This window comes from Wolbachia endosymbiont of Drosophila nikananu, assembly GCF_028981865.1.
Classification (GTDB): domain Bacteria; phylum Pseudomonadota; class Alphaproteobacteria; order Rickettsiales; family Anaplasmataceae; genus Wolbachia; species Wolbachia pipientis_B.
The window spans coordinates 1-12,532 of the sequence record NZ_JAPQLL010000013.1 but is presented as its reverse complement, the minus strand read 5'-3'; the positions used below and the strand labels follow the sequence as shown (position 1 = coordinate 12,532).

Below are 12,532 nucleotides of genomic sequence, written 5' to 3'. Positions count from 1 at the left end.
AAAAAATATTATCTCTAGCATGAGTCATAAGGGTTGTTGTTATGATAACTCACCTGCAGAAAGCTTTTTCAGCTCACTCAAAAGAGAGCTACTTATTGATCCTTCACAACACTCTGCTCAACAATCTAGAACTGCCATATTTGAATACATTGAAATTTTTTATAATAAACAACGACGTCATTCTACTATTAACTATTGCATCCCTGAACAATTTGATGCATCATTTTCATGACAAAAACGTCTTAACTTCCTCTCTACTTTTTCTGGGTAAGGTCAATTTGGTGCAATGAGACAGAAACTCTATCAAGTGCTGGTCGGAAATTATTCGCCAAAAGATTTTCAAGCTCTTTTTAAGTATACGTGCTAAAGTTAACAGGAAGATTGTATAGCCGCAATAAAGTAGATAACGCCATCATGTCTTTAGGAGAGTTTGCTGATGGAGGCTCTTAAGTTGACGCCATTGTCTGTTCAGATACAAATATCGCGATTAAAAGCATTAGACAGGCGGTAGAGGTCTTGGTATTATATAATCTTTAGGTTCTAAATTTGGAAGGGTGGCCGAGCGGCTGAAGGCGGCGGTTTGCTAAACCGTTATACGACCCAAAAGTCGTATCGAGGGTTCGAATCCCTCTCCTTCCGTATACTGTTTAGCACGGTCTGAATTTGCTATATTGGCATGTTTTTAGCCTGTTTACCTGGTTCTTGTTGCAATGGTTTCTTTTTATTTCCGTCTTTAACTATTAAAAAGTTGGCTAGCATTGACTCAGTATTTATTATAGAATTGGTTATTAACTAAACAACTTTACTTGTATGTATAAAATACTAATTTTACTGTTGATAGTGTTGCCACTTAGGTTGCTTGCAACCGAGATTGAAATTGTTGCAGATGTAAATGGTGAGCCAATTTCAAATTTAGATATCGAAAAACGCATCAACTTTATAAATTCATTGTTTGGCACTCAAAGTGTTAATCAAAAAGAAGCAAGACCTCGAATTCTTAGGGAGCTAATAGACGAAATTATCATTACCAATGAAGCGCAGAGGCTGAATATAAAATTGAGCAATGAGGAGTTAGATAATGCTATCATATTATTTTTAACCCAAAGTTTTAAACTTAAGGCTAATGAAGTTGATCAATACATAAAAAAGCATAATATAGATCTTAGTATTTTAAGAAAACAAATAAAATGTCAGTTACTATGGAGCAAAATTATTGAAGTAAGAATTGTGCCATTTATTAATATAAGCGATAAAGAAATAGATGATGTAAAAAGGCAAACAGAAAAGCCGGATTATCTTATCACGTTCCAAGAGTTTATAATTCCTGATCAAAAAGACAAGGATGTTTATGGTATAGCTGAAGATTTAGTAGAAAAATTACGTAATAGTAATAACCCAGAATCTCCAATAAAGATGCGTAAAGCAACAGTTAATTTAAGTCAGCTCAAAGATAAACTTAAGAGCATTTTAGAAAGACTAGAAACCGGCGATATAGCAGGTCCAGTTAGTTTCAGTGAAGGTTACTCTATTATAAAAGTCATAGACAAGGTACAACTTAATTATGCACTGCTGGAAAGCACTTTAAAAGTAAAACAAGTTGTGGTTAAAGATTCAGAAAGTTTACTCTCTAATTTTAAAGAGCAAAAGGTCAATTGTTTAAATTTTGACAAATTAGCAGATGATTTTAAGTTGCCAAACACAAAAGAGTTTGAAATAAAAATGCGAGATTTAAATCCTGATTTACAGATTTTATTTAGTAGAACAAGCGTGAATGAAATAGTAGAATTGAGAGAAAATGGCATTGCAAAGTTAATAATGTTGTGTGATATCAAGAGTAATGTAGCGGGTATAGAAGCAATTAAACAGCAGATGTATCAACAAAAGATCATGATACAAAGCAACTTGTTATTAGATGATATGCGTAAAAATTCAGCTGTTAGTTATCGGTATAGTTGAAGTCAGAAAGTGTCCTTGTCTCTGTCTTTGTGTACCTTTGTTCTATAAAATTTCAAAAAATTTGAACAAATATAGTTAAAATAGCACATGAAGAATATAATGCTCATTGGTGGTGGAGTTGGAAATGCAGTATTATTTTCGATAGGGAAGGCGTGTCTTGAAAATAATAATAAGGTTTTGTACTTTGCTGGCTATAATAAATTAAGTGATGTATTTAAACGAGCACTGATAGAGCGTGCATCAAATGCAGTAGTTTGGGCATGTGAAGAAGGATTGATAGAAACAAGCAGAGATCAAGATAAATCCTTTCGTGGTAATATAGTTGATGCAATAGTCTCTTATCAACAAGGAAGATTAGGTATTAATTTAAACACTATAGATAAAATTATCACTATAGGTTCTGATAAAATGATGAAAGCTGTGAATGAAGCTAGAAAAACAATTTTAAAGCCATATCTGAAGTCAAGTCACATAGCAATATCGTCAGTTAATTCTCCTATGCAGTGTATGATGAAAGAAATCTGCGCTCAGTGTGTTCAGCAACATATAAATACGGAAACAGGAGAAAGGAGTTTTGTTTATAGTTGCAGTAATCAAGACCAGGATATGGAATTTATTGACTTTGATTTTTTAAGTGAGCGCTTAAAGCAAAATAGTTTACAAGAAAAACTCACTGCAAAATGGATAGATCATGTTCAAAGATATTAAACAGCACAAAAAGGAAATAAGAGAGGAATATAGAGCTATAAGAAAAGATATTGATGAAAGTTATTCCATTTATGCGGCAAATTCCCTGATTAATCTCTTTAATCAGAACTTAAGTTACGTTAAAGGCAAAACAATTGCGGCTTACATTCCAATGGATGGGGAAATAAATGTTGTGCCTTTGATGTATAGCTTATTCGATTTAGGTTATAAAATAGCGGTTCCTGATAAAAATCAGTTGCTAAGATTTGAGGGATGGAACGAAACAAATGAAGATGTAATTCCCGACACAATCATTACTCCTGTTGTTGCTTTTGATGATCATTTTAATAGATTAGGTTTTGGCGGTGGTTGGTATGATACAATGATAAAAAAATTACGGCCGCTTGGAAAAATATTTATAGGTGTAGCCTATGAGAAACAATATTGTAAAAATTTACCTGTAGAAAAACATGATCAAAAATTGGATATTATAATCACTGAGATGTGTGTTAGATGTGGAGGTGGATTGCTCAAAAAAGTGGATAAAAAGGAGTAGCGTAACCCCACTTTCTGATAGTAATTTTTGCATCAAAACGCTCCTCAAATGCATCAACCCGGTCCTATGATTCCTTCTTCACTCACTCGTTCAGCATTTGAACTACCTAATTGAGAATCTGGCTTTATTTCCTGAGCTTTCTCATTAACTTTTTGTTCTACCTCTTTTATGTCACTACCAATTGCCATAATTGCAGGTTGAAATTCGCTCATAAAATCTACAAGTTTCTCCATGTCTTCCTTATGAGTATTAGTACCCTTGCTCATAAGATTGTTCAAAAGACCAGCCTTATCTTCCCCTATTAATTGTCCTATGGCTGCTAGTTGCTCTTGATTCTGAAGCATTTTTATTATTTTTATTTCATTACTAAGCATTGTTCTTTCTCCTTCATCAGCTTCAAGATTCTTTTCCATTAAATTGCTTATTAACTTTTCAAAATTATTTTCTCTTCTTTGAACCTCAGGTAATTTATCTATTAAATCCTTATATGAACTTTTCACTGCTTTTCCTGCTTCAATCGCTCCTTCTTTTATTTTTTCCCCTGCCTTTCCTATACCTATTCCTACATAACGCGCTCCAATAGCTACAAGAGCTATTAATGTAGCAAGCACAATAAGCGGAGAAAATGCTACTCCCAATACTATTCCTGTAGAAGCTATTCCAATTTTTTTATTTGCAGATGCTGATTTAAAATAATTGACTAGATTGTCCAGCAGACCTTTATTATTATTTATAACATTACTTATTGCTTGCTGATTAACAGATTTTAACGCCTCTTCTATTATTTTTGAGTCAACGTTTTCAGAAGTTAACCCTTTAAGTGCTTCTTCAATGAGTTTTATAAATAATTCTTTATTTACCTCCTTTTGCAAGCCTTGGTCATTAATTGCTAAACCTAAATCTTTGAGGTTCATCCCTCTAATTTGTTCTGATAGGGCTTCAAACAACTTCCCTTTTTCTTCCTGTGGGAACTGTGCAATGCTTTCTATTATATCTGAAATAGCTTTTCTTAGTTCTGGGTAGTCAGTGTCAAAAAACGTACTGTTTGTAGGTGCCATATTCAACTTCATCAACTATAAATATGCCTAATTATATATACTAATTATTAATTATATTATAATAAATATGAGATAATTAATATAATGACCTCTTTCCAAACATAGAATTTGTATTAAAATATCTAGATTACATGAAATTAAGGTACTTTATGGGTGAAAAAAAATTAAAAGCTGCTGTGGTTTCATCAGGGTGTGGTCACCTTGACGGTGCAGAGGTAAGAGAAGCGGTTTTAAGTCTGCTTGTGCTTGATCAGCAGGATGTGGATGTTAAATGCTTTGCACCTGATATCAATATCACACAAGTTATGAATCATAAAACAAAGGAGGCAGTGAAAGAAAAAAGGAATGTACTTGTAGAAGCAGCAAGAATCGCAAGAGGTGAAATATATGACTTAAAAGGAGCCAAAGCTGAAAATTTTGACATGCTAGTTGTACCTGGTGGATACGGGGTTGCGAAAAATTTATCTGACTTATCTGAAAATAAAGACATGGTGACAGTAATGCCTGAATTTAAAAGATTAGTTTCAGAATTTTTTGTTACAAAAAAGCCGATAGGAGCGATATGCATATCTCCAGCCATCATTGTTTCAATTTTAAGTAGCAAGATAGGTAAAGAAGAAAGTAAGGTTAAGGTAACTATAGGAGATGACAGAGAACAGTTGATAGAGAAGCTTGGTGGTGAACACATAAGGTGTGATACAGGGTTATCAATAGAAGACGAAGAACATAATGTATTTTCCTGTTCTGCTTATATGCGTAGCGACGAAAGTATATACTCTGTATATCAAGGGATAAAGCATATGATTGACAGCATGGTAAAAAAGATTAACAAAAAAACTAAACAGCCATTCCTCTAAGATGTAGTAATTTAGACTTCCTTACACAATTAACTGTTGAATTTTACATTCCTAGCTGTATTATGGTTATATAGCTAAAGTGCTCTAGGTTTACGACTATAGCGGCGTGGCGTAGGGCTGCACTAGCTATATATATTTAGCTCTTTTTTTATAAACGCAAGGTGTTTTATATGTCAGACCTTTTCTATATTGAAACTACGTGTTGTGTGGACGGTCAGTGTGATATCTATACAGGGGAAATAAGATTTAATGATGTCATGTTAGGCAAGTTCAGTCTAAATTCGTGCAGCGGGAAAGAAGCTATGATAAATCTAGACGTTATCACATTCGATATTAATATCGCTATCGATGGTCAAAATGGAAAGACAATCAAAAGAAATCTTAAAGGTCTTGAATTTGTAACTAAAGATGATGGTTCTTGGTATATTAATAAGGGTTTTGGTAATGATAGATTTGAAGTTATAGTAAAGCAATCATAATTTTACATCTCAGGTGTAACATTTAGTATAGGTGCTATTCTATTTATAATGTTCTTTACTATAGGCGCAGCAATTATTCCCCCGGTATGGTGTATCCCTTGAGGTTCATCAATAACAATTAGCACTATATACCTTGGGTCAAGCATAGTTAGCACTCCTATAAATGACGCTATGTTTGCATCTTTGCTATATTTACCATCTATAACTTTTTCCGCCGATCCAGTCTTTCCCCCTATTGAATATGCCTTTATTTTTGCTTTTCTGCCAGTGCCATCTGTTACTGCTGCGCGTAATAATTTTCTCATTTCCCTGGAGGTTTTTCTTGAGATAATTTGCTCTCCTATGCTTCTTTTATTCAATATCAAGGTTGCGTTATGAAATATTCCATTGTTGATTAATGCTGCTGCAGTTTGTGCAAGATGTATAGGAGTTACAGCTATGCCATAACCATAAGATGCTGTTATTAAAGTGTTTTCACTCCATTTATCCGGAATTATCGGTGTAGATTTTTCTGGTATTTCTATTTTCAAAGGAGAAAATAGCTTCATAGCTTTAAAGTATTCTACTTGTTTTTCAATACCTAATTTGACTGCAATTTTTGCTGCACCAATGTTGGATGATTTTACAAATATATCTTGCACAGTAATTTTTGGAGTTTTAGATTTGTGAAAGTCCTGAATTTTATACTTTCCAATGGTGATTGGTGTTGATACGTCATATAAATCGCTAGTTTTTGTAACGTTTGCATCAAGCGCTGCGGCTATTGTAAAGTATTTTAATACCGACCCCATTTCATACACCCCAAGACTGGCGCGATTAAACTTTTGTACATCTTCTGCCTTATTCTGTAGGTTGGGATTAAAATCAGGTAGACTGACCATTGAGATAACTTCACTATTTCTCACATTTAAAATAATTCCTACTCCGCCGAGTGCCTGATATCTGCTTACAGCTTTAGTTAGCTCTTCACGCACTATGCTTTGCACTCGTGTATCTAAGGATAGTTGAATACCCTGGTAAGGTGTTATTCCAGCGCGTAATGCTGGAATCCACGTATTTTTTTTCTGGACCCCAGTGTCAGCTACTTGGATAACAGAATGTTGTTTGTTTTTACTTATATATGCCTCAACTCCTGCAATACCGTTGCCATCTATGTCAGTGTAACCAAGCACGTGTGAAAATAAATTACTGTGAGGATATATACGTTTTACATCGTTATAGAAGTTTATTCCTGGCACGCCGGCATTTTTTATTGCTAACAGTTCTTTTGGAGTCAAGTGCCGCTTTACCCAAGCAAATTTCTTTTTTGAAGTAAGTACTCTATATGAATTCTCGTATTCAAGATCATTCAAAATAGAATACAGTTGTGCTGCTATACTTTCCGGATTCTTTACTTTGGTTGCATCTGTATATAGTGATGTTGTGGGCACATTTGTTGCTATTACCACTCCATTTCTATCTAAAATATCAGGTTGTTTATGTACTGTACTATCTTTTCTAAAATTTTCTGAAGTAGTAGGTTGATCAAATGTTAAAGAGAATATGCGAAAAATAATTATTATATAAAACGTAAATAATGGTACTATAAAACACAGTGAGCGGAGCTTATTTTTAAGTAATGCTTGCATATTTACTTGATTTGACAAAAATGGAAATTATCTTAGCTGAGCCGCGAGGTTTTTGTGCCGGAGTAAAAAGAGCTGTGGACATATTAGCTATTACTTTAGAAAAATACAAAAACAAGTGCCAAGTTTATGTGCTACACGAAATTGTTCACAATAAATATATAGTAGAGGACTTTAAGAGACAAGGAGTGGTTTTTGTGAACAGTATCGAGGAAATTGAAGATAATGGAGGAATACTGATCTTCAGCGCGCACGGAGTATCAAAAAATATAGAAGATGAGGCAAAAAGAAAGGGTATTCAAGTGATTGATGCAACGTGTCCTTTAGTCAGCAAAGTGCATAAGGAGGCAAAAAGGTATGAAAACAGTGGTAAAGAATTAATTCTCATTGGGCATGAAAACCATCCAGAAGTTAAGGGAATTAGAGGAAGAGTAAATAATCCTATCATTTTAGTGCAAACTGTGCAGGACGTACGCAATTTAAAAGTTAAAGATCCAGATAATTTATCTTATGTTACACAAACCACATTAAGCATCGACGATACCCGTGACATTATTGCTGCCCTGAAGCTCAGGTTTCCAAGCATTACAGGGCCAGATTTAAAGGACATATGCTATGCAACGCAAAACAGACAAAATGCTGTTAAAAAGCTAGCTGAAATTGTAGACATGGTGTTAGTTGTAGGAAGTAAAAATAGCTCAAATTCAAACCGCTTATTAGATCTGTGCACTGTCAGAGGAAAAAGAGCCTACTTAATTGATAATTACAGCTGTGTGAATAAAAGCTGGTTTCAGGGCATAGAAAAGATAGGAATCACTGCAGGTGCTTCTGCTCCTGACATATTGGTTGATGAATTAATGGACTACCTAAAAGTAAACCTGAGTGTAAAAATTTCAGTTATGCCAGGTGGTATTATTGAAAATGTTCAGTTTAAAATACCGAATTTGGTTTAAAACACAACTTATCTACTAAGCTTCTCTTGAAATCACACAAACCAGCATCTATAGCTAAGACATCATACCGCCGCGGCGCTAACAAGTAGCGGGATGACGGTTGTCGGTAAGCCTAAGTCAGTTTAGCTATATGCTTTTAATTCCCCCAAAAGGAGAATTAAATATGTGAAGTTCTAGTTGATATGATTTAATGAATGGTTAGTTTAAATTACTAGTTTATTTAAGAGATTTTGATAATATTTAACCCACTCGCTTTTCTATTTTCCATATCGCGATGAGCTTGAATTATTTCATCAAATTTATATTTTTTATTGATCCGTACAGTTAAAAGTTTTTTTCTTATCATCTCGAAGATTTCCATCGTGGTAAGCACTAATGTGAATCTATCATGCTTATAATGGTATATTGAGGTTCCAGTTGCAAATAACGAACGTGAACTAAGTAAAGAAAAACTAATAGGAGCGTTACCTGATATCTGCCCATAGGAAACGTATATGCCAAACCTGCCTAAAGATTCAAAAGAAAGCTTGCTTGTAGCATAACCTATAGGGTCATACACTGCACCTACTCCTCTGTTTTGCGTAATCTCCATAACTTTAGAAACGAAGTCTTTATCATTGTAGTTTATTGCGTATGTGCAGCCACTTTGTAAAGCTATCTTCATTTTTTCATCAGAGCTTACAGAACCTATCACTACACCTTTTTTATCCTTTGCCCATTGGCATATTATTTGTCCTAAACCACCATTAGCCCCATGAACTAGCACGAAAGTACCAGGCCTAACTTTATAAGATTGATTAACTAAATAGTGAGCTGTCATACCTTTAAACAGCACTGCAGCAGCAACTTCATCAGATATGTCATCTGGAATTTTTATCAGATATTTCTGGTGTATAATGCGCTTTTCACAATATGCCCCTGGAGGAGCTGTGCAATATCCAACTCTGTCTCCAATTTTGAATCCATCACTGATTTTTTTACCAAGTTTTTCAATAACCCCAACTGCTTCCACTCCAAGCACTGATGGTAAATTTTTAATTTTGCGTGTACCTTTTCTGTGCTCTAAATCATAACGATTTAAGCCGATAGTTGTATGACGTATTAAGACTTCCTCGCCTTTTGGCTCACCTATGCTCTTATCTACAAACTCTAATACTTCTGGTCCCCCAGTTTTTTTTATTTGTATAGCTCTACCCATGATGAATGTAAGATAAAAACTTTGATTATGTTATCTAATAATTAATATTTTGCAAAGTTATTGTTTCCACAATCAATAGACTTCTTGCGTTACTTCCTGTCATTCCAGCGCGTGACGCTGGAATCCAGATTTTTTTATATAATCAAGTCATAGGATGGCAAAAAGTCAACCTTATCTGTATGAGCTATACATTTTTCTGGATCCCAGTGTCAAGCACTGGGATGACACCCTATTGATTACTGAAATGACATGGTTTGCAAACATTCTGTTACTTAAGCTTAAAAAATGTGTATGATAGTGTTATTTCGCTCAAATCTTTTGTGTTGTTATCAAGCATTATCTCAGGATCTATATAGAAAGATACGGGCATAGCTGCTTTTTGTTTTGGTAGCAACATTTGTTCTTCAAAACAAAAGCATGCAATTTTATTGAAATACTTACCTGCTTTGAAAGGCGTAACATTATACACCGCCATTCCAAATGAAGGCTGATCAGATAGATTTTTTGCGTAATAAAAAGCTAAACTTTGTTCTCCTATGTTTACGTCAACGTAGTTAGTTTCTGATTTAAATTCCCAAGGTAGATCGGACATTATATCAGCATTGAAGTGAACCCTGATTTTTTGGTCAATTGCACTTATTGTCGTGTTAGTCACTTTTCTTGTTGTACCACCATATCCAGTAGCTTTACAGAAAATGCTATATAGTGGCACCGATGCATATGCAAGACATAGCATCAACACGACTAAAGATATTAAAAAGAAAACTATAGAATTCTTACTACCTTTCCTTAAAAAGGAAAACATCTAGTCCCTATTATTGAACAAGTTAAGTAACCTGAGTAGATTGAGGAATATATTGATAAAGTTGAGGTAAAGACTAGTTGCACCCAGTATCGCCAGCTTAGTGGCTGCAGCCTCTGAGCCATCATTATATCTATAATAAACGTCTTTGATTCTCTGAGCATCATATGCAGTCATTAAGGTAAATACTATTACTGATATGAACGATATTGCAAAATAGAGAGGACTACTTCCAAGGAATAAATTTACTATAGACGCGATAATTAACCCCAAGACTCCCATTCTCAAAAAAGAACCCATACTAGTCAGATCTTTTTTTGTAGTATTGCCATATAAAGCCATGGAACCAAACATGATCGATGTGATGAAAAACGCTCTTGCTATGTTTTCCGCGGTGTAAAACACAAAAATATAAGATAAGGAGAGACCTATTAGCACCGAAAACGTGAAAAACACGGTAAACGCGGACTGAACACTAAGATGTAAGATTTTTGGATATACAAAAAGCACTAGCACAAGTGGAGAAAATGTTATTGCATACAACAGAATAGGATTGGAATGAATTACCTGAAAAAGACCAGAAAATACCGTTAGAAACGCAACAAGCCCTGTAACGCCTAAAGCTAAAGCCATGTAATTATATACTTTAGTCAGGTAACTTCTGAGCCCAGCGCTATAATAAACGCCCTGAGAGCGGATATCCTGTTCATTTCTCATGTAAGACATAAATATAACTCCTTTTGTCCATTATTTAATACATTATAATATAAAACCACATTTTTATCAAGTATTTTTATTATAAACAGCTATGCACTGGCATTTGTTTTAGTATAAATAGAATATAGGCCTATTGCTGCTGCATTTGAAACATTTAAACTGTTAATTGCATTTGACGTTGGTATTTTTAAAAGATAATCACAATTTTCTTTAACTAACCTCCGCATTCCTTTCTCTTCAGAACCAAAAATGATCACTATTTTTTTTCCAAAACTCTTTATTTCATCTATATTTTCTTTAGTATTGCAATCAAACCCGTAACACCAGTAGCCGACCTTTTTTAAATACTGCATAGTTTTTACTATATTTGTAACGTATATTAGCGGAACAATATCCAATGCTCCACTTGCTGCTTTTGCAATAGATGCATTTTCGCCAGGTGAATGATTATGTGGTAAAACCAATGCGTCGACATTAAAACAAGCTGAAGTTCTTAAAATTGATCCAATATTGTGCGTGTCAGTGACTTGATCTAAAATGACTATAGTAGAGCTGTCGTTTGAGCTTTCAGCTACTTCTTCGATGCTTAAGTTATAAAGAATAGGGGCAACATTTAAAGCAATTCCTTGATGGTTAGCACCTTTAGATAAAACGTCATTAAGTATTTTGTTTTCTACTAATCGAACTTTAATGCCCTTACTATTTGCACATTGCCTAATTTCTTTTTCATGTTCTCTATAGAAATTTTCTGTTACTAACAGTTCTATACACCGCCTATTTTTATTCTTCAGTGCTGACATGCAGGTGTGCTTTCCATACAGCCAAAAATTCTCATTAGTTTTTGAAGATTTCATCGTATTATTGAAAATCGGGTTTTTATAGAATAAGCAACATTTTACTATGTTTGGATATTGTTGTAAAATTATACAATTCGATTAATGCGTTTATGTCGGACGATGAGTTGGATTGGCAAAAAAATGTTAAGCCAATAGAATGTGGAAAAGTTACTTTGAAAGTTGATCATAAAGTAAATATAAAGTCTATGGTTGATAAAGGTACCTCTGACTTACAAGGGAATTTTCCTAATACCAATAATAGTAACTCATCATTTTGTCTTGACCAAAACACAAAATCAAAAGTTGATAGGGGTAAATATTTTATAAGCGATAAGCTCGATTTGCACGGCTATAGTATAGAGGATGCTTACTGTAAATTGATAGATTTTATTATCAAAAATTATCGAGCAGGAAATAGATGTTTATTGGTAATTACGGGATACGGCAGTGCAACAAATAAAACAGACACTATAAAGAATAACTTAAATAAGTGGTTAAATGATACTAAAATCCAGCATATGGTTCTATACTACCAGCAAGCTACGAAAAAACATGGTGGTAAAGGGGCTTTTTATGTTTTATTAAGAAGGCTTAGGCCCTATTAGCTGCTTAAGTTTCCTTTTAAGCCTTAATTTTTCTTGTATAGCCATATAAAAACCAGTGTTCGGCAGCGCATGACGCACAATTGTAAAACATTGTAGCCGTTATTCAAGTAGCCCGCAGAAACGAAAAACTTGCTTGACAAGCCTCGCCAGCCCCCTTATCATGATAGTGAAGGTATTCAGTTATCTTCATCTGTGCAGATTAA

General features: G+C 34.3%; 14 protein-coding genes, 1 tRNA gene and 1 pseudogene. 10 read left to right on the top strand and 6 right to left on the bottom strand.

Annotated elements, in window-relative coordinates; translation table 11 throughout:
- The 6 genes and pseudogenes from OZD67_RS00810 to OZD67_RS00785 all read left to right on the top strand — a co-directional run.
- A partial coding sequence (locus tag OZD67_RS00810) for an IS3 family transposase (RefSeq protein ID WP_274999630.1) occupies window positions 1-232 on the top strand: 232 nt, incomplete at its 5' end.
- Window positions 233-277: 45 nt separating this feature from the next.
- Window positions 278-437 (top strand): annotated as a pseudogene (locus OZD67_RS00805) (IS4-like element ISWosp8 family transposase); the annotation flags it as partial.
- A gap of 111 nt (window positions 438-548) precedes the next feature.
- Window positions 549-639, top strand: a tRNA-Ser gene (locus OZD67_RS00800).
- A 171-nt stretch (window positions 640-810) separates the two neighbouring features.
- Window positions 811-1,956 (top strand): SurA N-terminal domain-containing protein, encoded by a 1,146-nt coding sequence (locus OZD67_RS00795; RefSeq protein ID WP_182183607.1) that lies wholly within the window; start codon window positions 811-813, stop codon window positions 1,954-1,956.
- An 87-nt stretch (window positions 1,957-2,043) separates the two neighbouring features.
- On the top strand, window positions 2,044-2,664 hold the full coding sequence (locus OZD67_RS00790; RefSeq protein ID WP_182183604.1) for a ferredoxin reductase domain-containing protein: 621 nt from the start codon (window positions 2,044-2,046) through the stop codon (window positions 2,662-2,664).
- Window positions 2,648-3,199: a 5-formyltetrahydrofolate cyclo-ligase gene (locus OZD67_RS00785; protein WP_182183602.1), complete on the top strand. Its 552-nt coding sequence runs from the start codon at window positions 2,648-2,650 to the stop codon at window positions 3,197-3,199. The genes OZD67_RS00790 and OZD67_RS00785 overlap by 17 nt, the downstream gene beginning before the upstream one ends.
- 53 nt (window positions 3,200-3,252) lie before the next feature.
- On the opposite strand, the gene OZD67_RS00780 is transcribed toward OZD67_RS00785, so the two are convergent.
- Window positions 3,253-4,257, bottom strand: coding sequence for a hypothetical protein (locus OZD67_RS00780; RefSeq protein ID WP_182183600.1), 1,005 nt, complete (start codon window positions 4,255-4,257; stop codon window positions 3,253-3,255).
- 149 nt (window positions 4,258-4,406) lie between these two features.
- Here OZD67_RS00780 and elbB point away from each other — a divergent pair, with 149 nt between their 5' ends.
- Both elbB and OZD67_RS00770 read left to right on the top strand, forming a co-directional pair.
- The gene (gene elbB, locus OZD67_RS00775; protein WP_182183598.1) at window positions 4,407-5,114 is read left to right on the top strand and encodes an isoprenoid biosynthesis glyoxalase ElbB; all 708 of its coding nucleotides are present in this window, start codon (window positions 4,407-4,409) and stop codon (window positions 5,112-5,114) included.
- A gap of 170 nt (window positions 5,115-5,284) precedes the next feature.
- Window positions 5,285-5,593, top strand: a complete 309-nt coding sequence (locus OZD67_RS00770; RefSeq protein WP_182183597.1) for a hypothetical protein — start codon at window positions 5,285-5,287, stop codon at window positions 5,591-5,593.
- 2 nt (window positions 5,594-5,595) lie between these two features.
- On the opposite strand, the gene OZD67_RS00765 is transcribed toward OZD67_RS00770, so the two are convergent.
- On the bottom strand, window positions 5,596-7,221 hold the full coding sequence (locus tag OZD67_RS00765; protein ID WP_182183595.1) for a peptidoglycan D,D-transpeptidase FtsI family protein: 1,626 nt from the start codon (window positions 7,219-7,221) through the stop codon (window positions 5,596-5,598).
- Window positions 7,222-7,241: 20 nt separating this feature from the next.
- On the opposite strand from OZD67_RS00765, the gene ispH reads away from it, so the two are divergent.
- Window positions 7,242-8,171, top strand: coding sequence for a 4-hydroxy-3-methylbut-2-enyl diphosphate reductase (ispH, locus tag OZD67_RS00760; protein WP_182184101.1), 930 nt, complete (start codon window positions 7,242-7,244; stop codon window positions 8,169-8,171).
- Between the two features lie 220 nt (window positions 8,172-8,391).
- On the opposite strand, the gene OZD67_RS00755 is transcribed toward ispH, so the two are convergent.
- From OZD67_RS00755 to rlmB, 4 genes are all read right to left on the bottom strand, one after another.
- The gene (locus tag OZD67_RS00755; protein ID WP_182183593.1) at window positions 8,392-9,369 is read right to left on the bottom strand and encodes a quinone oxidoreductase family protein; all 978 of its coding nucleotides are present in this window, start codon (window positions 9,367-9,369) and stop codon (window positions 8,392-8,394) included.
- Between the two features lie 268 nt (window positions 9,370-9,637).
- Entirely contained in the window at window positions 9,638-10,174 is a 537-nt protein-coding gene (locus OZD67_RS00750) for a cytochrome c oxidase assembly protein (RefSeq protein ID WP_182183591.1), read from the bottom strand.
- Window positions 10,175-10,897 carry a Bax inhibitor-1/YccA family protein gene (locus OZD67_RS00745; RefSeq protein ID WP_182183589.1) on the bottom strand — a complete coding sequence of 241 codons (723 nt, stop codon included), beginning with the start codon at window positions 10,895-10,897 and terminating at the stop codon, window positions 10,175-10,177.
- Between the two features lie 80 nt (window positions 10,898-10,977).
- Complete coding sequence (gene rlmB / locus OZD67_RS00740) at window positions 10,978-11,742, bottom strand: 23S rRNA (guanosine(2251)-2'-O)-methyltransferase RlmB (protein WP_182183587.1); 765 nt, start codon at window positions 11,740-11,742, stop codon at window positions 10,978-10,980.
- A 92-nt stretch (window positions 11,743-11,834) separates the two neighbouring features.
- On the opposite strand from rlmB, the gene OZD67_RS00735 reads away from it, so the two are divergent.
- Window positions 11,835-12,329: a Smr/MutS family protein gene (locus OZD67_RS00735; protein WP_182183586.1), complete on the top strand. Its 495-nt coding sequence runs from the start codon at window positions 11,835-11,837 to the stop codon at window positions 12,327-12,329.
- Window positions 12,330-12,532: the final 203 nt, after the last annotated feature.